The sequence below is a fragment of the Altererythrobacter litoralis genome, assembly GCF_036324225.1.
Classification (GTDB): Bacteria; Pseudomonadota; Alphaproteobacteria; order Sphingomonadales; family Sphingomonadaceae; genus Erythrobacter; species Erythrobacter litoralis_A.
Window position 1 is genome coordinate 16,958 of sequence record NZ_JAZDQV010000005.1, and the last position, 23,122, is coordinate 40,079.

At 65.1% G+C, this 23,122-nt stretch carries 23 protein-coding genes, 2 tRNA genes and 1 riboswitch; of the genes, 12 read left to right on the top strand and 13 right to left on the bottom strand.

Features of this window, described 5'->3' with window-relative positions; translation table 11 throughout:
• Positions 1 to 101 precede the first annotated feature (101 nt).
• From VRS74_RS06350 to VRS74_RS06360, 3 genes are all read left to right on the top strand, one after another.
• Entirely contained in the window at positions 102 to 1,427 is a 1,326-nt protein-coding gene (locus VRS74_RS06350; RefSeq protein ID WP_354144411.1) for a replication-associated recombination protein A, read from the top strand.
• On the top strand, positions 1,420 to 2,301 hold the full coding sequence (locus tag VRS74_RS06355; RefSeq protein ID WP_354144412.1) for a hypothetical protein: 882 nt from the start codon (positions 1,420 to 1,422) through the stop codon (positions 2,299 to 2,301). Before VRS74_RS06350 ends, VRS74_RS06355 begins: the two co-directional genes overlap by 8 nt.
• Positions 2,302 to 2,413: 112 nt before the next feature.
• Positions 2,414 to 2,489, top strand: a tRNA-Thr gene (locus VRS74_RS06360).
• Between the two features lie 133 nt (positions 2,490 to 2,622).
• On the opposite strand, the gene queF is transcribed toward VRS74_RS06360, so the two are convergent.
• Entirely contained in the window at positions 2,623 to 3,081 is a 459-nt protein-coding gene (gene queF, locus VRS74_RS06365; protein WP_354144413.1) for a preQ(1) synthase, read from the bottom strand.
• Between the two features lie 108 nt (positions 3,082 to 3,189).
• Here queF and VRS74_RS06370 point away from each other — a divergent pair, with 108 nt between their 5' ends.
• The 9 genes from VRS74_RS06370 (at position 3,190) to VRS74_RS06410 (ending at position 11,500) form a co-directional block, all read left to right on the top strand.
• On the top strand, positions 3,190 to 4,329 hold the full coding sequence (locus VRS74_RS06370; RefSeq protein WP_354144414.1) for a hypothetical protein: 1,140 nt from the start codon (positions 3,190 to 3,192) through the stop codon (positions 4,327 to 4,329).
• Between the two features lie 47 nt (positions 4,330 to 4,376).
• Entirely contained in the window at positions 4,377 to 5,219 is an 843-nt protein-coding gene (locus tag VRS74_RS06375; protein ID WP_354144415.1) for a sulfurtransferase, read from the top strand.
• On the top strand, positions 5,216 to 6,424 hold the full coding sequence (metC, locus tag VRS74_RS06380) for a cystathionine beta-lyase (protein ID WP_354144416.1): 1,209 nt from the start codon (positions 5,216 to 5,218) through the stop codon (positions 6,422 to 6,424). Before VRS74_RS06375 ends, metC begins: the two co-directional genes overlap by 4 nt.
• Positions 6,421 to 7,485 carry a mechanosensitive ion channel family protein gene (locus VRS74_RS06385; RefSeq protein ID WP_354144417.1) on the top strand — a complete coding sequence of 355 codons (1,065 nt, stop codon included), beginning with the start codon at positions 6,421 to 6,423 and terminating at the stop codon, positions 7,483 to 7,485. Before metC ends, VRS74_RS06385 begins: the two co-directional genes overlap by 4 nt.
• Positions 7,486 to 7,582: 97 nt before the next feature.
• Positions 7,583 to 8,341, top strand: coding sequence for a uroporphyrinogen-III C-methyltransferase (gene cobA, locus VRS74_RS06390; protein ID WP_354144418.1), 759 nt, complete (start codon positions 7,583 to 7,585; stop codon positions 8,339 to 8,341).
• Positions 8,338 to 8,634 carry a DUF2849 domain-containing protein gene (locus VRS74_RS06395; RefSeq protein ID WP_354144419.1) on the top strand — a complete coding sequence of 99 codons (297 nt, stop codon included), beginning with the start codon at positions 8,338 to 8,340 and terminating at the stop codon, positions 8,632 to 8,634. Before cobA ends, VRS74_RS06395 begins: the two co-directional genes overlap by 4 nt.
• Positions 8,634 to 10,265 (top strand): nitrite/sulfite reductase, encoded by a 1,632-nt coding sequence (locus tag VRS74_RS06400; protein WP_354144420.1) that lies wholly within the window; start codon positions 8,634 to 8,636, stop codon positions 10,263 to 10,265. Before VRS74_RS06395 ends, VRS74_RS06400 begins: the two co-directional genes overlap by 1 nt.
• On the top strand, positions 10,258 to 10,710 hold the full coding sequence (locus tag VRS74_RS06405) for a DUF934 domain-containing protein (RefSeq protein WP_354144421.1): 453 nt from the start codon (positions 10,258 to 10,260) through the stop codon (positions 10,708 to 10,710). Before VRS74_RS06400 ends, VRS74_RS06405 begins: the two co-directional genes overlap by 8 nt.
• Positions 10,703 to 11,500, top strand: coding sequence for a phosphoadenylyl-sulfate reductase (locus VRS74_RS06410; RefSeq protein WP_354144422.1), 798 nt, complete (start codon positions 10,703 to 10,705; stop codon positions 11,498 to 11,500). The genes VRS74_RS06405 and VRS74_RS06410 overlap by 8 nt, the downstream gene beginning before the upstream one ends.
• Before the next feature lie 64 nt (positions 11,501 to 11,564).
• Here VRS74_RS06410 and VRS74_RS06415 read toward each other — a convergent pair whose 3' ends face one another.
• The 12 genes from VRS74_RS06415 to VRS74_RS06470 all read right to left on the bottom strand — a co-directional run bounded on the left by VRS74_RS06415 (position 11,565) and on the right by VRS74_RS06470 (position 23,116).
• Complete coding sequence (locus VRS74_RS06415; protein ID WP_354144423.1) at positions 11,565 to 11,966, bottom strand: hypothetical protein; 402 nt, start codon at positions 11,964 to 11,966, stop codon at positions 11,565 to 11,567.
• A 189-nt stretch (positions 11,967 to 12,155) separates the two neighbouring features.
• The gene (locus VRS74_RS06420; protein ID WP_354144424.1) at positions 12,156 to 12,551 is read right to left on the bottom strand and encodes a hypothetical protein; all 396 of its coding nucleotides are present in this window, start codon (positions 12,549 to 12,551) and stop codon (positions 12,156 to 12,158) included.
• A gap of 104 nt (positions 12,552 to 12,655) precedes the next feature.
• On the bottom strand, positions 12,656 to 13,582 hold the full coding sequence (locus VRS74_RS06425; protein WP_354144425.1) for an NAD-dependent epimerase/dehydratase family protein: 927 nt from the start codon (positions 13,580 to 13,582) through the stop codon (positions 12,656 to 12,658).
• A complete protein-coding gene (proB, locus tag VRS74_RS06430) occupies positions 13,579 to 14,703 on the bottom strand; it encodes a glutamate 5-kinase (RefSeq protein WP_354144426.1) in 1,125 nt (374 codons plus the stop codon). The genes VRS74_RS06425 and proB overlap by 4 nt, the downstream gene beginning before the upstream one ends.
• A gap of 4 nt (positions 14,704 to 14,707) precedes the next feature.
• The gene (gene cgtA, locus VRS74_RS06435; protein ID WP_354144427.1) at positions 14,708 to 15,781 is read right to left on the bottom strand and encodes an Obg family GTPase CgtA; all 1,074 of its coding nucleotides are present in this window, start codon (positions 15,779 to 15,781) and stop codon (positions 14,708 to 14,710) included.
• Positions 15,782 to 15,842: 61 nt separating this feature from the next.
• Positions 15,843 to 17,759 carry a TonB-dependent receptor plug domain-containing protein gene (locus VRS74_RS06440; RefSeq protein ID WP_354144428.1) on the bottom strand — a complete coding sequence of 639 codons (1,917 nt, stop codon included), beginning with the start codon at positions 17,757 to 17,759 and terminating at the stop codon, positions 15,843 to 15,845.
• A gap of 177 nt (positions 17,760 to 17,936) precedes the next feature.
• Positions 17,937 to 18,142, bottom strand: a riboswitch (cobalamin riboswitch).
• Positions 18,143 to 18,237: 95 nt separating this feature from the next.
• Positions 18,238 to 18,313: transfer RNA gene (locus VRS74_RS06445), tRNA-Ala, on the bottom strand.
• A 149-nt stretch (positions 18,314 to 18,462) separates the two neighbouring features.
• A complete protein-coding gene (locus VRS74_RS06450) occupies positions 18,463 to 19,017 on the bottom strand; it encodes a hypothetical protein (protein ID WP_354144429.1) in 555 nt (184 codons plus the stop codon).
• A gap of 359 nt (positions 19,018 to 19,376) precedes the next feature.
• Positions 19,377 to 20,120 carry a Bax inhibitor-1/YccA family protein gene (locus tag VRS74_RS06455; protein WP_354144430.1) on the bottom strand — a complete coding sequence of 248 codons (744 nt, stop codon included), beginning with the start codon at positions 20,118 to 20,120 and terminating at the stop codon, positions 19,377 to 19,379.
• Between the two features lie 104 nt (positions 20,121 to 20,224).
• A complete protein-coding gene (gene proC, locus VRS74_RS06460; RefSeq protein ID WP_354144431.1) occupies positions 20,225 to 21,037 on the bottom strand; it encodes a pyrroline-5-carboxylate reductase in 813 nt (270 codons plus the stop codon).
• A gap of 35 nt (positions 21,038 to 21,072) precedes the next feature.
• Positions 21,073 to 21,579, bottom strand: a complete 507-nt coding sequence (locus VRS74_RS06465) for a type III secretion system chaperone family protein (protein ID WP_354144432.1) — start codon at positions 21,577 to 21,579, stop codon at positions 21,073 to 21,075.
• Between the two features lie 142 nt (positions 21,580 to 21,721).
• On the bottom strand, positions 21,722 to 23,116 hold the full coding sequence (locus tag VRS74_RS06470; RefSeq protein ID WP_354144433.1) for an SPOR domain-containing protein: 1,395 nt from the start codon (positions 23,114 to 23,116) through the stop codon (positions 21,722 to 21,724).
• Positions 23,117 to 23,122 lie beyond the last annotated feature (6 nt).

Here is a 23,122-nt window from a genome sequence, read left to right on the forward strand (position 1 = left end):
GGTTCTCCTGATATGTTTTGACAGCTCTATGATATATCTTAGATGTAACTTTACGAGGAGGCTATGCAACTATCCTGCGAACGGCCTATTGGTTCCGACCAATGGCAGACTTGTTCGCAGATGATCCCCCGCCGCCCGTTTCCGGGCAGGATGAGCCGCGCGCCGATGCGCCGCTGGCCGATCGCCTGCGCCCGCGCGATTTGACCGAGGTCATCGGGCAGGAGCATCTGACCGGGCCCGAAGGCGCGATCGGGCGGATGGTCGCAGCAGGCCGACTGTCCAGCATGATCCTTTGGGGGCCGCCCGGCACGGGCAAGACCAGCATCGCGCGCCTCCTTGCCGATGCCGTGGGCATGCGCTTTGTAGCGGTGAGCGCGGTGTTCTCGGGCGTTGCCGATCTCAAGAAGGCCTTTTCCGAGGCCGATCGCGCCGCGCAGGCGGGGCAGAAGACGCTGTTGTTAGTGGACGAGATCCATCGCTTCAACCGTGCGCAGCAGGACGGTTTTCTGCCCTTCGTCGAACGCGGCACGGTGACTCTCGTCGGCGCGACCACCGAGAATCCCAGCTTCGAGCTCAACGCGGCACTGCTCAGCCGCGCACAGGTACTGGTGCTCAACCGGCTTGGCGAAGATGCACTCGACAAGCTGCTCGACCGAGCCGAACAACTCGAAGGCCCCTTACCGCTCACGCCCGAGGCACGTGCCGCGCTGGTCGCGACTGCAGATGGAGACGGGCGCTTCCTGCTCAACCAGGCCGAAACTCTCTACAATGCCCGGATCGCCGAACCGCTCGATCCCGCCGCGCTCGGCGCCTTCCTACAGCGCAGGGTCGCAGTCTACGACAAGGATCGCGAAGGGCATTACAACCTCATCAGCGCATTGCATAAATCGCTGCGCGGTTCCGATCCGCAAGCCGCGCTTTATTACCTCGCACGGATGCTGGTGGCGGGCGAAGAGCCGCTCTTCGTGTTGCGGCGGCTGGTTCGGTTTGCCAGCGAAGATATCGGCCTCGCCGATCCGCAAGCGCTCGTCCAGTGCCTCGCAGCCAAGGACGCCTATGACTTCCTCGGCAGCCCCGAAGGCGAGCTCGCGGTGGTGCAGGCCTGCCTTTACTGCGCGACCGCGCCCAAATCGAACGCCGCCTATAAGGCGCAGAAGGCGGCTTGGGCCAGCGCCCGTGAAACCGGCAGCATCATGCCTCCGCAGAACATCCTCAATGCGCCCACCAAGCTGATGAAGGACATCGGCTATGGCGCGGGTTACCAATACGACCACGAGGCCGAGAGCGGTTTTTCGGGCGCGAACTATTGGCCCGAAGGAATGGAGCCGCAAACATACTACACCCCGGTCGAGCGCGGTTTCGAACGCAAGGTGCGCGAACGCATCGCCTATTGGGAGCACCTTCGCGCGCAACGCCACAATGCGTGAATTCTCGCATTTCCTCGCGATCGACTGGTCCGGCGCTCGTGGCGAACGGCAAATGGGAATCGCCCTCTCGCTGGCACATGGCGACGGCGGGTCGCCGGTGCTGGTCGATCCGGGCCGCGGGTGGAGCCGCGAAGATGTGCTGGCCCTGTTGCGCGAAGATTTGCCCGAGGGAACGCTGGTGGGCATGGACCTGGGCATTTCGTTGCCCTTTGCCGATGCCGGTGCGTTCTTCCCGGGTTGGAGCGAAAGCCCCGCCGACGCGCAATCTCTATGGGCGCTGATCGACGAGATCTGCGCAGCCGACCCGCATCTCGAGGCCGGGAGCTTCGTGAGCCACGCCGAGGCCTCGCGCTATTTCCGGCATTCGAAAGAGCATGTCGGCGATCGCTTCCACCTGCCCGATGCACCAACCCGCGAAGGCCGTTTCCGCCGCGCGGAGCAGGCTCAGCGCGAGCAGGGTGTGCGCCCGGTTAGCAATTTCAACCTCGTCGGCGCGGCGCAAGTCGGTAAATCGAGCCTCACCGGCATGCGCATGCTCAACCGGCTGCGTGGTCGCGTCTCGGTCTGGCCGATCGATCCCTTGCCCGAAAGCGGCCCGGTGGTTGTCGAAATGTACACCTCCATCGCAGCGCGCAGGGGTGGAGCCGGCATGGGCAAGACCAAGCTGCGGACCTTTGAAGACCTCAACGCCGCACTAGCGAAGTTGAGTAGCCCGCCGGTTCGCGGAAGCGGGGCGATCGACGACCATTCATCCGATGCGCTGGTTACCGCCGCTTGGCTTCGCAAAATCGCGCACGACCCGGCCTATTGGAGCCCGGCGGGTCTTTCGCCCGAGGTCGCACGCACAGAAGGCTGGACTTTCGGCGCGGTTTGAGTGTTTTTCAGGCCTATCGCTTCGATACTTGAGGCTTTCTTGTCGGCCTATCGCTTCGCTACTTGAGGCCAGGGGCGCTTTGCCCTAGTGGACCGCGTCCTCAAGAAGGCACGCCGGCTTAGCTCAGTTGGTAGAGCAGTTGATTTGTAATCATCAGGTCGCGGGTTCGATTCCTGCAGCCGGCACCATTCTAGATTGGCCTCAAGCGCCGGCGTTCGCGTTCGCTCACTTGGCTTTCCTCGCTCCCTTTCGGTCGCTGTGGACGGGCGGTCGCCCTTGCGGCGCTCTGCGCCGTTTCAGCGCCAGCCCGCCCACATCCCGTCAGCCGCGGCCGCGATAGCTGGCGACGCCCTGGTCGGGCACCCACAGCCCTTCGGGTGGAGGGCCGCTTTGCCAGAATACATCGATCGGAATGCCCCCGCGCGGATACCAATAGCCGCCGATGCGGAGCCATTGCGGCTTCATTTCCGCGGTCAGCCGCTGGCCAATCCCAACGGTCACATCCTCATGGAATCCGGCGTGGTTGCGGAAGCTGCCGAGGAACAGCTTGAGGCTTTTCGATTCGACGATGGATTTTCCCGGCGCATAGTCGATCGCGAGATGCGCAAAATCCGGCTGCCCAGTCACCGGGCACAGCGAAGTGAACTCCGGCGCGGCGAAGCGCACAAGGTAAAGCGTGTCGGGCCGCGGATTGGGCACATAATCGAGTTGCGCCTGCTCGGGCGAGGCAGGCAAGGCGGTCTGCTTGCCGAGGAACTGCGGGTTGGGTGTGTCGCTCATGCCGCGCTGTTGCCGCGAAGTGACGCTGAGTGCAAGAGACTGGCTGGATCGCGCCGGGTTAAGTGCCTATTCAGCCCCGCTCCCGCTTGACCCTGAAGCGCAGCCATGATGACCCGTTTTGCCCTGTCCTGTTCCCTTATCGCGCTGGCGATTGCGAGCGCGCCGCTCGCCGCGCAGCAGCGCCCGCAGGACTACACCCTGCCGTCGAACCCATCGCCAACTCCCACGCCCATAGTGGAGGGCCCAGCGGACGATAGCGGCCCGGTGCCCGTCGGTCCGCGCGCGATCCCCACGGCAACCCCAACGCCCTCGCCCACACAGGCTCCGCCGCCGCTCGCAACGCCGAGCCTACAGTCAGGAGGGGTGCCCGCCGCCAACCCCTTGCGACCGGCGGCCAGCCCCTCGCAAAGCCCGAATTCGACGCCCACGCCTCGCCCGTCAGGCACTCCAAGGCCCGCCGTCGATCCACTGACGCCACCACTTTTCGAACTGGGCTCGCCCGGCGCCACGATCGACCAGCCGACCGGCTTCATTCCGGAGCCGATCGTCCCGCCTGCTGCCACTTCCGAAGCGACGCTGGAATCTGCACCGGCATCGCCCTTGCCCGATTGGTGGGGCTGGGCGGCCGGGCTGCTGGGCGCGCTTTTTGCGGGCGGACTGGGCGGCTGGCTGATCGCGCGCCGTCGCACTCCGCGCCAGCCGCCGCAAATCGAGCCGCCTATCGTTCCTGATCGCCCCACTCCGCAGCCGGAAGAGATCGGCGCGCCGGACATTCACATCGCACTCGAAGTCGAACAGCTGATGCGCAGCCTGATGATGCTGACGGTCAACTATCGCATCACGATTTCCAACCGCTCGAACCGTGCCCTGCGCGATATTGCGATTTCGGCCGATTTGATCACTTCGAGCCGCGCCTTGCCGATGGAGCAGCAGCTGGCTTCGGCAACAACCCAGCTCCCGCCAGGTGGCGCGCTCGACCGGATCGGCCCGCACCAGAACGCGAGCGTTGCCGGCAGGCTGCAGCTTCCGGTCTCCGAGATCGAAGTGTTTGCGCAGGGCCAGCTGCCGATCTGCATGCCGCTGATCCGCCTGCGCGTCGAAGGCAGCGACTTCGGGCCAGAGCTGCGCACATTCCTGGTCGGGCCGGGATCGCCCAATGCCGGTGGCAGGGTCCATCCGCTCCCGCTTTCGGGCCCGCCGGGCGGCTATGACAATATCCGTGCCCGCGCGCTGGAAACCATGGGCTGACAAGCGCCCACTCGACGCGAGCGCGCTGCCCCGCTAGTCCCTTGAATATGGACAGCCTTGTTTCGACCGAGTGGCTCGCTAGCAATCTGGGCGCAACCGATTTGGTGGTGCTCGACGCTTCGCGCCACCTGCCCGCCGCCGAACGCGATGCACGAGCCGAATTCTCCACCGCGCACATTCCCGGAGCGCGCTTTTTCGACCTTGCCGCGCTGGTCGACGACACTTCCGATGTGCCGCAGGCGCTGCCGCGGCCCGAACAGCTGGCGATCGAGCTGGCGCGCTGCGGCGCGGGGCCGGCCAGCCGGATCGTATTCTATGACGATTCGGCGGTGAAGACCGCGGCGCGCGCCTGGTTCCTGTGCCGGGCGCACGGCCTGAACAATGTCGCCATCCTTGATGGTGGCCTCGCCAAATGGAAGGCGGAGGGTCGCGCGCTCGAAAGCGGCGAACCGCAGGTGCAACGCGCCCAGCCCTTCTCGCTGCCAGCACCGGATCGGATCCGCTTCAAGCGCGACATGATGGAGAACCTCAACAGCTGTGCAGAACAGGTGCTCGACGCCCGCGACGCGGGTCGCTTCACCGGTACCACCGTCGACACGATCCACGGGCAGCCAACGGGCCACATCCCCGGATCGTGCAACCTCCCGTTCGGGCAGCTGTTTCGCGAAGACGGAACCTACAAATCGCCCGACGAGCTTCGCAACGCGCTCGCCGATGCCGGGATCGATGCCGACCGGCCGATCGTCACCACTTGCGGCAGCGGCGTGACCGCCTGTGTGCTGCTGTTCGCGCTGCACCTGACCGGCCGCGAGGATACCGCGCTCTATGACGGGAGCTGGCTCGACTGGGGCAGCGATCCCGCAACCCCGAAGGCCACGGTTTCGCTGTGAGCGGCGAGCGCCCGCCCCGCAGGCCCGCGACGCGGCTGGTCGAGGCCGGGCGCAGGCCCGAATGGACCGGCCCGGTGGTCAATCCGCCCGTGTGGCGCGCCAGCACGCATCTTTACGCCAGCGAAGGCGAGCGCAAGGCCGCGCTGGGCGGGAATGAAGACGGCACTTTCTATTACGGGCGGCGCGGCGCACCGACGCAATGGGCGCTGGCCGAAGCGCTGACCGAGCTCGAGCCCGGCGCGCATGGCACGGTGCTCTATCCCAGCGGCGTGGCGGCGATCGCGGGCGCGCTGATGGCAGTGCTCCATCCCGGCGACGTACTGCTGGTGAACGACAATTCCTACGAGCCGAGCCGCAATATCGCGCGCGGCCTGCTCAAGCGCTGGGGGGTCGAGCATCGCTTTTTCGACCCGCTCGACCTGGACGCCTATCGCGACGCTTTCTGCGAGCGGACCCGCGCCGTGTGGCTCGAAAGCCCGGGCAGCCTGACGATGGAAGTCTGCGACATACCCGCGCTGGCTGCGATCGCGCGCGAAAAGGGCGCGACGAGCCTGCTCGACAATACCTGGGCCACGTCGCTCGGTTTTGCCGCGCTCGATCATGGCTGCGACATCAGCGTGATGAGCCTGACCAAACATGTCGGCGGGCATTCGGACCTGATTATGGGTTCCGCCAGCGCGGGCGAACGCTGGTACCGCGCTTTGCGGCTGACCGCACAGCAGCTGGGGCAAGTGGTTTCGCCCGACGATGCCTCGCTGGCGCTGCGGGGCCTCAGGACCATGGGCATACGGCTCGAGAAATCGACTGCCAGCGCGCTCGCGATCGCCGATTGGCTCGCCACCCGGCCTGAAGTCGCGCATGTCCTGTGCCCGATGCTGCCCGGCAATCCGGGCCATACGCTGTGGCAGCGCGATTTCACCGGCGGCTGCGGGCTATTCAGCTTCGTGCTCAAGGGCGGCGACGATGCGGCGCGGGCGCGGCTGGTCGATTCGCTCGGACTGTTCGGGATCGGCTATAGCTGGGGCGGCTTCGAAAGCCTGGCCCTGCCATTCGACCCTGCGTCGATCCGCGACGCCAGCCCATGGCCGCGCACGGGATGGAATGAGAACGACCGGTTGGGCATAAGGCTGTCGATCGGCTTGGAAGACCCGGCCGATTTGATTGCCGACCTGGAACGCGGCTTTGCCGCAATGAAAGACCTATGACCGCAACCGCCACGCCCTCACCCGCCGCAACGGAAACGCCGGCCCCGAGCCAGGCCTGGAGCCTGGCCGAACAGGCGCCACCCGAAGCGCAGGAAGCGGTGGTCGCCGCGCAAGGCGCCAAGGAAGCCATCGCTTCCAAGAGCGAGATCGCGGGCAGCGTCGTGGAAACGCTCGATTCCTGGGCGCTAAACCTCGGAGAGACGAGAATCTCCGTCTGGGACAGCATCGTGGTGATTGGCGTGATCATGTTGGTGCTGGCCGCCGCATGGGCGTTGACGCGAATAAACGCGCGTCTGCTCAAGCGCGCAACCCGGCTGGACGAGACCCAGCGGCTGCTGACGCAGAAGATTTCGACGATCCTGATCTGGGCTGTCGCCTTCATGTTCGGGATCGACATGCTGGGGATCGACCTGACGGCGCTGGCCGTCTTCTCGGGCGCTTTCGGCCTCGCCATCGGTTTCGGCCTGCAGAAAACCTTCGGCAACCTCATCGCGGGAATCATCCTGCTGATGGACAAGTCGATCAAGCCGGGGGACGTGATCGCGGTTACCGATGCCGCGGGCCGCGAATCCTTTGGCCAGATCCGCAAGATCGGCATCCGCGCGGTGTCGATCACGACTCGCGACCAGAAGGAATATCTGATCCCGAACGAAAACCTGATGATCAATCAGGTCGAAAACTGGTCCTATTCCAGCCGAAGGGTCCGGATGCAGGTGCCTGTCGGCGTGAGTTACGATGCCGACATGAACAAGGCCGAGGAATTGATGCTGGAGGCGGCCCGGTCTTGCTCGCGCGTACTGAAGAATCCGCCCCCCACCATCTGGATGGCGGAATATGGCGAGAGTTCGGTCAATTTCGTGATTCACTGCTGGATCACGGACCCGGAAGAAGGTGTCGGGAATATCCGATCCGAGGTTCTCAAGAACCTGTGGCGACTGTTCAAAGAGAACAATGTCGAGATCCCTTTCCCGCAGCGAGACATCAACCTGCGCGGCAATGCGCAGTTCGAGCGGCTCATCGAAGCACTCGCGGCGCGCGAGGAAAATCGCTCTAAATCATAGGGTTGGCTGTAGTCGCGGGAGCCTGGCATAGCTTTGCTACGCGATTGGAAATCCATTCTCGCTGGCGGGTGCGCAGCCGATTGGCCATTTCGCCCGCATGGCAAAGACCGGCACCATCTATCTCGTTGGCGCAGGCCCGGGCGATCCGGACCTGCTGACCCTGCGCGCTGCGCGGCTGATCAACCGCGCGCAAATCATTGTCCATGACGGGTTGGTAGAACCTGCGATCCTGGCGCTTGCCGGGCGCGATACGCGCTTCATTTCGGTCGCCAAGCGCCGCTCGCAGCACACCATGCCGCAGGACGACATCAATGCATTGCTGGTGCGCGAAGCGCGCGCCGGGCGCGATGTGGTGCGGCTCAAGGGCGGCGACCCGCTGGTCTTCGGGCGCGGCGGCGAAGAAGCCGAAGCCGCGCGCGCTGCCGGCGTGCCGGTTGAGATCGTTCCCGGCATCAGCGCCGCCAATGGCGCGGCGGCAGCGGCACAGATCGCGCTGACCCACCGCGACGCCTCTTCCATGGTCACTTTCGTAGCCGGCCAGTGCAAGGGCCTGACCGAACAGGATTGGTCGGGCCTTGCCGGAAAGGGCCGAACACTGGTGATCTACATGGGCGTGAAGACCGCGCCGCAGATCGCCGAAAAGCTGATGGCCGAAGGGCTCGCGCCCGACATGCCGGTGGCCGTGATCGAGAATGCCGCCCGCCCCCAGATGCGCGTGCTACGCGGGCTGCTGGCGGGCCTGCCCGAACTGGTCACACGGCAAAGGGTCAAAAGCCCGGCGCTGATCGTGATCGGCGAAGTCACCGCGCGCGAAGATCAATCGGTCGCGCAACTCGCGGCGGAGGCAGTGCTGTGAAGATCCTCACCGGCAACGATTTGAAATCGGGCGCGGTCGTGTGGTGGGACGGCACCAGCTGGTCGGTCTATGTCAACGACGCCGTGGATGTGGGCGAACGCGCCGACGAAATCCTCGCGCGCGAGCAATCCGCCCGGCGCGTCAATGCCGCCTATGCGATCGAAGCGAGCCGCGATGCCAATGGCGTTCGCCCGGCGCATATCAAGGACCGCGTGCGCGCGCTCGGCCCCACTGTACGCCCCGACCTCACGCTCAAGCCGGCCGATCCTGAAATCGGCAACTGGGTGATCTGATGTATCTCTATGACCAATATGACCAGGCGATGGTCGATGCCCGTGTCGAGGAATTCCGCGACCAGACCCGCCGCCGGCTCGAAGGCAAGCTGAGCGAAGACCAGTTCAAGCCAGTGCGGCTGATGAACGGGCTCTACCTGCAATTGCACGCCTATATGCTGCGCGTCGCGATCCCCTATGGCACGCTCAATTCGCGGCAGATGCACATGCTGGCCGACATCGCGGACAAGTATGACCGCGGATACGGCCATTTCACCACGCGCCAGAATATCCAGTACAACTGGATCAAGCTGGAGGAAGCGCCCGACCTGCTGGCCGACCTCGCCAGCGTGGAGATGCATGCGATCCAGACCAGCGGCAATTGCATCCGCAACATCAGTTCCGATCATTTCGCGGGCGCTGCGGCGGATGAGCTGGTCGATCCCCGCCCCTATGCCGAATTGCTGCGGCAGTGGTCGAGCTTCCATCCGGAATTCAATTTCCTGCCGCGCAAGTTCAAGATCGCGGTGATCGCCAGCGACACCGATCGCGCGGCGATGAAGCTGCACGACATCGGCATCCAGATCGTCGAGCGGGACGGCGCACTCGGCGCGGCCTTCTATGTCGGCGGCGGCATGGGCCGCACCCCGATGGTCGCGCCCCGCATCCGCGAATTCGTGCCGCTAGACCAGCTGGTGACCTACGCCGAGGCGTGCCTGCGCGTCTACAATCGCTACGGACGGCGCGACAACAAGTACAAGGCGCGGATCAAGATCCTCGTCCATGAGCTGGGCAAGGAAGAATACGCCCGCCAGGTCGAAGAGGAATTCGCACACCTTCTTTCGCAAGGGATCGAGCCTCCGCTTGCCGAACTTGAGCGGATCAAGGCCTATTTCGCGGACCCGGCGTTCGAAGCGGGCCTGCCGACCGGGATCGACCGTTCGGACCCCGATTTCGCGCTGTGGGTGGATCGCAACACGGTGCCGCACAAGGCGCCGGGCTATGTTTCGGCTGTGATCAGCCTCAAACCAGTCGGCGGCATTCCCGGCGATGCTTCGGCGGCGCAGATGCACGAGATGGCCGAGCTGACGAAGCAATACAGCTTCGACGAATGCCGCGTTACCCACACGCAAAACATCGTGCTGCCGCATGTGAGGATAGCGGACCTCCACGCGCTCTGGACCCGGCTCGACGCAGCCGCACTCGCCAATCCCAATCTCGACACGATTGAGGACATCATCGCTTGCCCGGGGCTCGATTACTGCAGCCTCGCCAATGCGCGTTCGATCCCGGTCGCGCAGAAGATTTCGCAGCGCTTCGCCGCGAATGGCCGCACGGCCGAACTGGGCGAGCTCAAGCTCAAGATTTCGGGCTGCATCAATGCCTGCGGGCACCACCATGCCGGCCATATCGGCATCCTCGGCGTCGACAAGAAGGGCGTCGAGAACTACCAGCTGCTGCTCGGCGGCAGCGAAGCGCAGGACACGTCGCTCGCCCGCATCACCGGCCCGGGCTTCGACGAGGCAGGCATCGTCGATGCCGTCGAAACCGTCACCGATGTCTACCTGCGCGAACGCGACGCGGGCGAACGCTTCCTCGATACCTATCGCCGGATCGGCATGGAGCCGTTCAAGGAGGCGCTTTATGGCTGAGCAACTGGGCGTGAGCCCCGACGAGGTGCAGTTCCGTTTCCGCGACGACGAGCCTGTCGATCACGGCACGGTCACGGTCGACAGTTTCCTCGACCAGTCGAATGCCAGTGCGGTTCGGATCGAACCCGGCGACGATGCGCGCGCGCTGCTGCCGCATCTGGGCCGGCTGCGGCTGGTCGAAGTGAACTTCCCCGTCTTCGGCGACGGGCGCGGCTATTCGGCGGCGCGAGTGCTGCGCGAAGCAGGCTATGCGGGCGAATTGCGAGCGGTGGGCGATGTGCTGATCGACCAGCTCGCTTTCCTGCGGCGCTGCGGCTTCGACGCCTTTGCGCCTGACCAGCGGCTGGACGAAGCGGATGCCGCAGCGGCTTTCGCGCGCTGGGAGAATGTCTACCAGCACGCGGCCGATCGCCGCAGGCCGATCCCAGAGCTGCGCCATGGATAGGCCAGCCACAAGCATGCGCGCAGTCGACCGGATCGACACCGGTCCGCGCTTTTGCGACCACGACGCAGTGCGGCTCAACCGCATGTTCCGCGGCTCCTCGACCGAGGAAATGCTCGAAGCGGTGATCCGCGACGGCCTGGCGGGCGATCTCGCCGTGGTCTCGAGTTTCGGTGCGGAAAGCGCGGTTTTGCTCCACCTGATCGCCAGCATAGATCCCGGCGTGCCCGTGCTGTTCCTCGAAACCGGCAAGCATTTCCCCGAAACGCCGGAATATCGCGACACGCTGATCGAGCGGCTCGGCCTGACCAACCTGGTCAATGTCACGCCCGACGCAGCCGAGCTCGCCGCGCGCGACGAGACGGGGCTGCGCTGGTCCTATGACCCCGATGGCTGCTGCGAAATCCGCAAGGTCAAGCCGCTGGCCAAGGCTTTGGCGCAGTTCGACGCCAGCTTCACCGGGCGCAAGTCCTTCCAGTCTTCGACCCGCGCCAATCTGCCGCGCTTCGAGATCGACAAGTCGGATGCGCAAGGCCGTTTGAAGATCAATCCGCTGATCGATTGGGATGCGAGCCAGATCGAGGGCCATTTCATCGCGCACGATTTGCCGCGCCATCCGCTGGTGGCACGCGGTTTCCCCTCGATCGGCTGCAGCCCCTGCACGCACAAGGTCGAACCCGGCGAAGACCCGCGCTCGGGCCGCTGGAAAGGCTGGGACAAGACCGAATGCGGCATCCATACGACGCTGACCGACGACGGCGAACTGCCCCCGGGCTACGAACCCTTCCTGTAACCGGAAAAGCAAAGGGCACCGGAACGCGCTGCGCCACCGGTGCCCCTCAAATCAGGCTGGAAAATCAGCTTTGGACGCGCTCGACCGTCGAAACATCGCCCGTGTTGGGATTTTTCGAAACGTAGACGCCGTTCTCGTCGATCTTTTCCTCGTAACAGACCTGCGTCGATCCTTCCGCATCAGACGTTTCGCAATACTGTTCGGGGGACTTTTGCTCCCATTTGCCTGAGTCGACCATGTTGCCGTCGGCATCGGTTGCAGCGAAGGTGCCATCTTCCTTCACATCGACCGTTAAGACTGTGCCATCCGGCTGGGTGACCTTATAGACGCCCACCGTCGGGAGTCCGTCCGCCGCAATGTTTGCGGGCGCAGCCGCTTCTTCAGTGGTCGCCTCTTCGGCTGGCGCTTCAGGCTGCGAACAGGCGGCGAGTGCCGCAAATGCGGCTACAACTATGATCTTTTTCATGATTTTCCCCTCATCGTAAATGAATCGAACGGCAATTTGCCGCCACTTCGATGCGAGCCCTGCCCGATCCTATTCCGAAATCCCGATGCTGCCAATTCGAAAGCATGGCCAGCTGTTCCGCCGAACCGAATCGAAAGGGCACCGGAACGCGCTGCGCCGCCGGTGCCCTCAAAATCATGTGCTGGAGTATCAGCCTTCGACGCGTTCGACGGTAACCGTCTGGCCTTCGGGATCGACCGAGACCCACACGCCGTTCTCGTCGATCGACTCGGTGTGGCACCGCTCGACCGCGCCTTCCGCGTCCAGGGTCGTGCAATATTGGTTGCCCTTTTGCACCCAGGTGCCGGTTTCGACGTCGCCCGATGCCGAGGTGGAAGTGAAGGTGCCGTCTTCGCGCACTTCCTCGGTCTGGACCGTACCATCGGCCAGCGTGACCTTGAAATTGCCATATGGCACGCCGCCATCGGCTGCTGCGTCGAAGGTGGGCGCGGCTGCTTCTTCAGTCGTCGCCTCTTCGGCAGGCGCTTCGGGCTGCGAACAGGCGGCAACCGCCGCAAATGCGGCTACAAGTATGATCTTTCTCATGATTTCCCCTTATCGTGACTCGTTGAGGCGGCTGTTACCGCCATTGCGACTCGCGATCCCGGTCGCAGGATAGGCTGGCAACCGACAGCCCGGCAAAGGGAAAATCAGAGCCAGCCCTGCTGGCGATACCAGTCCGCCGTGGCCTTGAACCCGGCCTCGCCCGCGATCTGCGGCTGCCACACCTCCTCGGGGACCTTGCGGTCGGACCGTACGACCCAATTGGGATGGCACATGTAGCCAACCCGGTCCTGCGTCAGCTTTGCTCCGGCTCCGCGCAGCAAGCGGTCGACGCCGGCCGCGCCTTGCAGCACGGCGCGCGGCAGATGCGGCGCGAACACCCGCCTGCCCACCGCCTGCCCAATCGCTGCGGCCAGTTCCTTGTGGCTCCACCCGCCTTCGCGCGCATCGTCGGGCTCGAAGGTGCGGTTGCGCACCAGCGCGGGCTGCGCATCGACCAGGTCGACCAGCAGCCGCGCAAGGTCATGCGCGTGGATGATCGAGGTCGCGCCGCCCGGCGGCAACGGCACAAAGCCGAAGCTGGCGCTGCGGAACAATTCGAACATGTCACGGTCGCGCGGGCCATAGACGGCGGGCGGCCGAACGATGGTCCAGTCGAGCCCGCTGTCCTCGACCAGCTTCTCCGCCTTTGCCTTCGACGCGCCATAGGCCGAGAGTTCGGGCTCGCGCGCGGAGAGCGAGGAGACGAAGACGAAGCGCTTCGCGCCTGCCTGTTTCGCCGCCGCGATCAGTTGGGCAGTCCCTTCGACATTCGCGGCCTCGAATTCCGCGGGATCGGGCGCGTTGGTAAGCCCGGCGACGTGGATCACGCCTCGCGCCCCGGCGACCAGATGGTCGAGTGCGCGCTTGTTGTGGAGGTCGCCAGTCACCCATTCGACCCGGCTGTGATCGTGCTCGGTCACTCGCCGCACCAGCGCCCCGGCTGGTTCGTTGCGATCGCCCAGCACGTCGAGCACCGCCTGCCCGACGAAGCCGGAGCCTCCGGTAAGCGCGAACGGCACTTCGCCGCTCACAACAGCACCATATGGTCGCGGTGGACCACCGCCGCACGCGGCGCATAGCCCAGCCGGTTTGCCTGGTCCTCTGCGCGCTTGCCCGCAATCGCCTGGATTTCATGTGCTTCGTATTCGGCGAGCCCCTGCGCCAATTCCTCGCCGCGCATCGTCACGATCTTGACCAGATCGCCACGCCGGAAAGCGCCCGAAATGCCGACGATCCCGGCTGCGAGCAGGCTCGCCCCGCCCCTGAGGGCGTTGGCGCAGCCTTCATCCACGCGCAGCGTGCCCATCGGCGCCAGTCGCCCGCCAAGCCATGCCTTGCGCGCGCCATCGCTACGCTGGGGCAGGAACAAAGTGCCGCGATTGGCGGACAGCGCGGTGGCGATCGGCGCTTCGTGCGTGCCGTTGATGATCGCCAGCGCGATCCCTGCACGTTCGGCGATCTGCGCCGCCTGCAGCTTGGACGTCATCCCGCCCGAGCCCATGCCGGAGGATGACGCCCCGCTCGCCATCGCCAGCACTTCGGGCGTGATCCCTTCGATCCGTTCGACCAGCTGTGCACCATCTTCGCGCGGGTCGCGATCATACAGCCCGTCGACATCGCTCAGCAGCAGCACCATGTCGGCCCCGGCAGCCTGCGCCACGCGCGCGGCGAGCCGGTCGTTATCGCCGAAGCGGATTTCCTCGGTCGCGACGCTGTCGTTCTCATTCACGACCGGCACCGCGCCCGCCTCGAGCAGGCGCGCAAGCGTGGCCGAGGCATTGAGGTAGCGGCGGCGATCCTCGAGATCCTCGAGCGTCAGCAGCATCTGCGCCGCGGTGAGGCCATGCTGGCCGAGCTTCTCCGCCCAAAGGCCAGCCAGCGCGATCTGACCCACCGAAGCCGCCGCCTGAGCATCGGCTAGGCTGGCCCGCCCGCCCTTGGCAAGCCCGAGCTTGGCGGCACCCAGCGCAATCGCGCCCGAGCTGACCACGATCAATTCGGGGCCCTGCGCCCTCAGCGCTGCAAGTTCCTGCGCAAGCGAGGCAAGCCACGCGCTGCGCGGTGCGCCAGCCTCGACCAGCAGCGAAGAACCGACCTTGACGACGACGCGGCGGCAAGCGCCCAGATCGGCTAGCTCGGCGGGGCGGCTCATCGGGTTACAGCGGCGACCATTCGCCGCCCTCCTCCCCGTCCATGTCCTCTACCTCGACGCCCTTGGTCTCGGTCGCCGTGCGATCGGGCAGGTAACCCAGCACCGCGTCGAGCAGTTCGGACACACCTTCACCGGTTGCGCCCGAAATCGGGAACACGTCATCTGCCCCGGCGGCCTTGAGTTCGGCGGCGAATTCCTCCGCCAGTTCACGATCGGCGAGGTCCACCTTGTTGAGCGCCACCAGCCGCGGCTTGTCTTCGAGCCCTTCGCCATAGGCGGCGAGTTCATCTTCGACGATCCGCATCGCTTCGACCGGGTCCTGGTCGCCAGTGCCCGAAATGTCGATCAGGTGGATCAGCACGCGGCAGCGTTCGATATGGCCCAGGAAGCGGTCGCCGATCCCGGCGCCGTCTGCCGCGCCTTCGATCAGGCCCGGAATGTCCGCCAGCACGAATTCGCGCCCTTTGTGCCGCACCACGCCCAGCTTGGGCACGAGCGTGGTGAAGGCATAATCGCCGACCTTGGCCTTGGCGTTGGAAACCTGGTTGATGAAGGTCGATTTGCCGGCATTGGGCAAGCCCACCAGCCCGACATCGGCGAGCAGTTTCAGCCGCAGCCACACCCACATTTCCTCGCCCGGCAGCCCCGGCTGGTGCTGGCGCGGAGCGCGATTGGTGGCGGTCTTGTAGCTGGCGTTGCCGCGCCCGCCGAGCCCGCCCTCGAGCAGCGTAATCCGCTGCCCGACTTCGGTGAAATCGGCCAGAACGGTCTCGCGGTCCTCATCGGAGATGATCTGTGTGCCCACCGGCACCTTGATTACCAACGGCTTTGCGCTCGCGCCGGTGCGATCCTTGCCCATGCCGTGGCCGCCGCGCGGAGCCTTGAAATGCTGCGTGTAGCGGAAGTCGATCAGCGTATTGAGGCCCTGTACGGCCTCGAACACGATATCCCCGCCGCGCCCGCCGTCACCGCCGTCGGGGCCGCCATACTCGATATACTTCTCGCGCCGGAAACTGACGGCGCCGGGGCCACCGGCACCCGATTTCACATAGATCTTGGCTTGGTCGAGGAAATGCATGGGCTCCCCCTATGCATTTCCCGTCCAGATTGCGAGCGATTTGGCGAGTGTTTCGGCGAGGCTAGAGCGTGACGCGCAGCCCCGCGATGACCGAGCGGCCCGGCGAGACGAAGCTGAACACCTGCTCGTATGTCTCATCCAGCAGGTTCTCGACCCGCCCGAACGCGCGAATGCGGCTCGTCACCCGCGCCTCGGCGGCGAGATTGACCAGCGTATAGGCGTGGAGCCGCACCGTAATGGGCACGTAGCTGGGATCGGTGAAGGCCAGATCGTCAGTCGCACCGTTATGACGCACGATCAGCGTGGCCGAACCCGCATCGCCTGGCGCGCGCCAGGTGAGCACGGCGGAGGCGATATTGCCGGGGCGCCGAACCTCCTCGATCCCGTCCTCCTCGGCATCGAGCCAGCTATAGGCCGCATCCAGCGTCACTTGCGGCCCAATCCGCGCGTGAGCGCTCAGCTCGACGCCTTTCTGCTTGGACATGGCTTCACGATTGGCCGGGCTCGCCAGATAGTCGGGCGCCGGATAGTCGGTGAAAATCTCGTGTTCGAGTTCGCTGTCGAACCAGGTCGCGGACAGGCGCAAGGCTCCACCCAGCGACTGGTCGATCCCCGCTTCCCAGCCGGTCGATTTCTCCGGCTTCAGATCCGCATTGCCGATGAAGCGCCCGTCGACATAGCCGTAAAGCTCGTAAAAGCCGGGGTTCTTGATTCCCGTGCCATAGGCGGCCCGGATGCGCGTGGCGGGCGCGGCCTGGATCGCTCCGGCGACGCGAAATGTCGTCGCATCGGCAAAGCGGTTGTTGAGATCGTGCCGGATCGCCGCCGAGAAATCGAACAGCTCGCTCGCGGCGCGATATTCGCCCACCAGCCCGACATTGCGCGCGCTGCGCCAGCCGGTGAAGGCAAAGCCGAACGGATCGGTGTTGCGGAAGCTCTCGCGCTCGACATCGGCGGCGAATGTCAGGCTGCGCGCGAAGGCGGGCCCGCCAAGCTCGTATGAAGAGACGTAGGAGGCCTTGAGCCGTTGCCCCTCATGTCCGAAGCTGCGCCCGAACGGGCCGAAGCTGTCGCGCCTGATATCGGCCAGCTGGCCCGAGAAATCATGCGTCCAGCGCCCGTCCAGCGCTGCGACATTAAGCCCGGCCAGCGCATAGATCGCGTCCTGTTCGAACCGCGTATCCGGCGAGTCGATCACATAACCGAAGGTCGGGCTGGACGAGTCGAAATCCTGGTCGTTGAACTGGCCTTCGCTGCGGACATAGCGCCCTGCAAAGCGCAGCCGCACCCCGGCGGCAGGATCGACCGAACCCCTGGCGGAGAGCGTCAGTCCGTCGCGCCCGATATCGCGCGTGCCGCCGCGTGCGTTGGGTACGCCATCGGTCGAGACCAGCGTGGCACCCAGCGCGAACTCATGCGCACCGCCTGCGAATCCCGCGCGAGCCGCAGCGTTGACCGTGCCGAAGCTCCCTGCCTCCAATCGCGCCGAAACCCCCGGCGCTTCGCGGCCCGAAGCGCTGCAATAAGCAATCACGCCGCCGATCGCGTCGGAGCCATAAAGCGCGCTTTGCGGGCCGCGCAGCACTTCAATGCTCGACCCGATCTCAGCCTGAAGCGAACCGATCTCGAATTCGCCCGCAAAAGGATCCGACACTTCGATCCCGTCGACCAGCACCAGCACATGATTGGCTTCGCTCCCGCGCAGCCGCAGCTGCGTTTGCCCCGCTACGCCGCTCACGGCCACGCCCGGCACGTCGCGCAGCACATCGGCCACATCGCGCACCTGCCGGAGAGCGATGTCCTCGCTGGAGATGACGGAAACCGAACCGGGATAATCTTCGGTGGCCAGCGGTTCGCTCGAACGGCTGGCATTGACCAGTATTGCGCGCGCCGCATCGTCGGCTTCGGCCGAATGCGCCATCAAGGGCAATGGCACGCCAAGCGCGATTGCGCTCGCGCCAAGAACATAACTTCGCATGGAATTTCATATCCCTTTCGCGCCAGAGCGATTGCCGGGCCGAGATCTCCGCCTTGCGGCGGTCGGATTTGCATCAAGGGGCCAGCGCGTGCCCCCTTTGCCCCTCCGATGCGGCCCCGGCCGCTGCTCGTCGCTCAGACGAAAGGCTTCGCGCCGGGCCAATCCCTGGACCAGGCAAGAGCGACTGCGCAGCCGGTCGGTCTCCTGGCTTGCGGGTCATCGCCCCCGCTTCCCCTTCCCAGGCCCGATATGACCCAGTGGGTGCACCCGAAATTCGGGCGCATGAAACGGATGCTCGCCGCTTACAGTTGCAGGGACAGCCGCGGAATTGGGCGTATCGCCGCCCGCACCGCGTTCCCGTTACCGGCACGCATGTCATGGAAAGCCATGGCGGTCGCCACGTCCCTCCACGGGCGTAGCATTAAGCGCGGCGCAGGGCGCAATCAAGCCAAAGAGGTTGAGGAAATCAGGGGACACCTGGTGGAGCCGAGCGGGATCGAACCGCTGACCTCGTCATTGCGAACGACGCGCTCTCCCAACTGAGCTACGGCCCCGTTCAGGTGTGGCTGGCAGCCTTCCGGCCGCCGGGCGTGCGCATTAGCGAAACGCCGTGGCGCCTGCAAAGAAAAATTGCACCGGAATTGGCTCGCCTTACCGGCGACCCGCAGGCCGCCGGCTTAAAGGCATGGCCTTCCGAAAGCGTCTATTCTGAAGTGAGGTTCGAGCTGGTCGCAACCTGGTTGTAGGTCGCTTCCAGGGTCCGGCCTCCACCGGCGCCATAGCGCGCGTCCCACGCAGCGAGATCGACGCGATACTTCTCATAAGCGCTGAAGAACTGCTCGTAGACCGCTTCGAGGCGCGGCAGCGCCTGTTCGGCAAAGACGTCCAGCTGGCCCGGCTTCACCTGCACCGCTTCATGGCTGACTTGCAGCGCGACATTGCAGAAATCGGGCAGCACGGGCGGCAGCGCGAAGTAATTATAGACGCGCGTCATATACGCGTCCTGGTGATCGCGGAACGACTTGCCGTGCTTGTCGCGATATTGCTTGGTGAGCGCGTTATTGGTGGCTGCCAACTGGCGCGAATGCTGCTTCAGCAGCGTACGGTAATTCTCGACCAGCCCGGCGTGCTCGGCGCGGAGGCAGTTGAGCGCGGCGACATTGAGGCCCGAGCGCAGGTTCCACAGCTTCTGCTCGGACGAGATGCCGGTGTTGACCGTCTGGCGGACACCGTTGGCAGACATTTGCGGGATCGCCATGGTGGCGAACGCGCCTGCGGGCGGCGTGGGCCGCGGCGGAATTACGACCCGGGGCGGCGGCGGGGGCGGCGCATAAGCGACCGGTGCGGGAGGTGGCGGAGGAGCCGCACAAGCGGCCAGTGCCGCGATGCCAGCGGCAGTTATTGCAAGCTTAGTCTTCGCCAGAATTCCTCGACCCATTTCGGTGCCCTCTCGTTGCGACCGGTGGAAGCTATTCGCCCCATCCCTAACTTCGGCTGAACTCCGAAGGTTAATGCGCATTGGGTATACCCGATCCCGAACAAAGAAAATGCCCGAGATGCACTGGGCACCTCGGGCATCGGTGAAACGAGTCGTGCGTGCGACCGAGCGCGTTGCGATTACTCGCGCTGGCCCATGAACTGCAGCAGGAACTGGAACATGTTGATGAAGTCCAGATACAGGCTCAGCGCGCCGAGGATGATCGCCTTTCCAGCGAACTCCGTGCCGCGGTAATAGCTGTATTCGCGCTTCAGCCGCTGCGTGTCGTAAGCCGTGAGGCCTGCGAAGATCAGCACGCCGATGAAGCTCACCGCCCACATCAGCGCGGGCGACTGCAGCCAGATGTTCAGCAGCATGGCGACCAGCAGGCCAACAACGCCCATGATCAGGAAGCTGCCCCAGCCGCTGAGATCCTTCTTGGTGGTGTAGCCGAACAGGCTCAACCCGGCGAAGGCCGCCGCGGTGGCGAAGAAAGTCGCCGCGATCGAACCGCCGGTGAAGACCAGGAAGATCGTCGACATCGACAGGCCCATCAGCGTGGCGAAGGACCAGAACAGCACTTGCAGCGTGCCCTTGCTGAACCGGTTGGCGCCGAAGCTCATCGCGAACACGATCGCCAGCGGCGACAGTGCGACCAGCCACATCAGCGGACCAGAAGCGAACACAAGCGTCAGGCCCGAGCGCGCAGCAAGCAGCGCCACGATACCCGTCAGCAATACGCCCGAGGTCATGTAGTTGTAGATCGAGAGCATGTGCTTGCGCAGGCCCTCATCAAAGGTGACGCCACTGGCGAGTTCACCACCAGTGCGCGGAACCGAGCCGAAGCCCTGCTGCGTGCGCTGGGTTTCGTTCCAATCAGCCATTGTAAACTCCTCTCCGGCGCCGAGCGACGACAAGCCGGTTCGCGCAATATCGCAATCCCGGTACTGATTTTCAAGGAAAAACGGCTTGCATTCGGCGCAACAGCTTAACTCTGTTTGCGCGCCTGCCTGGCCAGTTCGCCGCCCTTCTCTGCAGTCGCGCGCAGCGTCGCAATCAGCAGCGATTTGAGCGCATTACCATCGTCGAGCACATTCAGCCCTTCGCGCGTCATTCCGCCGGGGCTCGCCACCCGGTCGGCCAGTTCGGCGGGCGAAGCATCCGCCGCCGCCGCAAGGCTCGCTGCGCCTTCGACCATCGCCAGCGAAAGCTGGTCTGCCAGCGCACGGTCGAGGCCCAGTTCGGCCCCGGCCGCCGCCAGCGCGTCGATGAAGCGATAGACGAAGCCCGGCCCGGAACCCGCGAGCGCAGTCACGAGGTCGAATTGCGCTTCATCCTCCAGCCACAGGGCGGTACCCAGCTGGCCGAACAGCGCCTGTGCGGCATCGCGCTGCGGTTCAGTGATGCCAGTCTCGGCGAGGATCACCGGCGATTTGCCTATCCGCGCGGCAAGATTGGGCATCACCCGCACATGCGCTGCCGCCGAAGGGAACACGCCCGCCAGCATCGAAAGGTCGATCCCCGCAAGCAAGGAGAATACCGTCACCCCTTCGCTCGCGAGCCCTTGCAGCCCCGGTGCCAGCGCGGGCAGTTGCTGCGGCTTGAAGCCGAGCAACACCGCATCGTGGTCTGGGTTCGCAGGAGCCGCGCGATGGAGCGCAACCCCTGCGGGTGCCGATTCGAGCGCCGGGTCGAGCACTTCGAAGCGTGCCGGATCCTCGCCCGCCGCCAGCCAACCGGCCAGCATCGCGCCGCCCATATTGCCGCAACCGACGATCAGCAGCTTTTCGAATTCGGCCATTCCCGCACCTCAGCCCTGGCTATTTCGACGCAGGACTAGGCTTCCCCCGCCGCATCGACAAGCGCGCTTTCGAGTGCGCTGCGCGGGCTCTTGTCGCCCCAAAGCACGAATTGGAACGCGGGGTAGAAGCGATCGCATTCATCGATCGCGGTCTCGACCAGCGCCTGCGCCTGGTCGATGCTGAGCAGCCCCTCGTCGCCCAGCAAGGCGCCATGGCGATAAAGCAGCACGCTGCCATTAGACCAGATATCGAAATGGCCGAGCCACATCTGCTCATTGACGAGCGCCAGCAGCTCGTAGGCCTGCTGCCGCTTGTCCTGCGTCACGCGGATATCGGGCAGGCACAAGAGCTGGAGGACATTGTCCTCGCTGCGCCAGATCGCCTTGAGCTGGTACTTCGCCCAGCTGCCAAGCACTTCGCCTGCCAGCTCGTCCTCGGCGGTGATCTCGAACGCCCAGCCACGCGCCTCGAACAGCGCGGCCAGCATTTCCACCGGCGCGGCATCGTCCGATTCGCGATATTCGACTTCGCGCGGTCTCATACGAGGGGGTTCTTCGATTGCATCGTTGCGCTGATTGCCTTGGCCGGGTGGGCAAAGGCAATGGCTGGCAAGCGAGCGGCTGGGGAGAACAAAATTCGCCTGTTCAAAGCCTGTGCAAAGAAACCGGCGAATTCAGGATTCGTCATTTCAGTTCAATGATTTTCTCACCGGCCGGGCTGGTATAGGTAAAGCTGTCGAACCCTTGCTGACGCAAGGCCCGAACCATCTCCCTCGCCGCATCCTGCGTCGGGAACGGCCCGGCCAGCAACCGGTTGGCCTGGCCCCAGCGCACGACGTAGGGCGAACGCTCGCCGAGCAGGTCGGGCGCCTTGCGCGCCATGCGGCGCCAGTCGAAGCTCAAGGCATCGCGGTCGCGCCCGGTGGCCAGCTGCACCCAATGGCGGCTGGGATGCGCCCGTGGAGCGGGCTTGGGCGGCTCGCGCGATTCGCGAGGAATTTCGATGGCGGTGATGTCGACCGCGCCTTCACCCGGCCTGCGCGAAGCAGAAACCGGCCCCGCGAGCTCGGTGAAGGCTTCGGACACGCTTGCCGGCTGCGCCGAGGCCTGCTCGCGGCTGACCTGCGCCAGGCGGCTGCTCGCTTCGGGTTGCTGGGTCGCGGGACTGGTGCGGGCTGGCGTCCGTTCGCCCAAAGGCGTGCCCCGCGGAGCGAGGCGATCGTCCGCCTTAGCTGCGGACCGGTCGGCAGAGCTGGCGACCCGCGCTATGTTCGGGTCGTCGCGCCCGATCTCGGCCGCGCGCGGAAAGATGCCGAGATTGGCCGCCGCCGCCTGCTGCGCACGCGTGAGGCGCGGCATATAGTCGAGATAGGGCGTCATGCGGCTGGCAAGATCGGGCGGCATCAACTGGCCGGTCAAAGCAGCCGCTTCCTTGGTGTCGCCCAGTATCGCCAGCCCGAACGCGCGGGCGCGATGGGCCGCGAGATCCTGTCGCTGCAGCAACGGCAACAACGCCGCTTCGAACCCGGCCCGGTCACCTGAAATGGCGAGGCTGATCGCCAGCCGGCGGCGGGTTTCATCGTCGCCAGGCTTGGTCGCCAGCATGGTGCGGTAGCTTTGCTGAGCCTGCGCATTGTTGCCGACGAGGTCCTGCACCAGGCCGAGATCGTCGAGGAAGTCGGCGGTCGACGCGCCTGCGCGCTCTGCCTCCGCGAACATTTGCAGCGCATCGAGCGGCCTGCGCGAGCGGAGATAGACCGATGCGAGTCCGAGTTTGGCCCGCGCGTTCTCGGACGAAAGCTCCAGCGCGCGTCCGAAGAAACCGAGCGAAGCCTCAAGGTCGCCGACCGCCAGGGAAGCATCTCCCGCATCGATCAGCGCGTCGACGCTTTCAGCCTCGGTCGCCAGCCGCTGCAGCGCCGCCCTCAGCCGCTCGACTTCGGGCGTTGGCAAGGACTGCACGACTTCGCGCGAGGTGGCGCCGCCCGCGGTTTGCTGCGCGGAAAGCGGGCCAGCAAGGCTGGCGCTCATTGTCATCGCGGCAATCGCCAGCGGCAGGGCAAAATTGCGTGCAGGCATTATCCA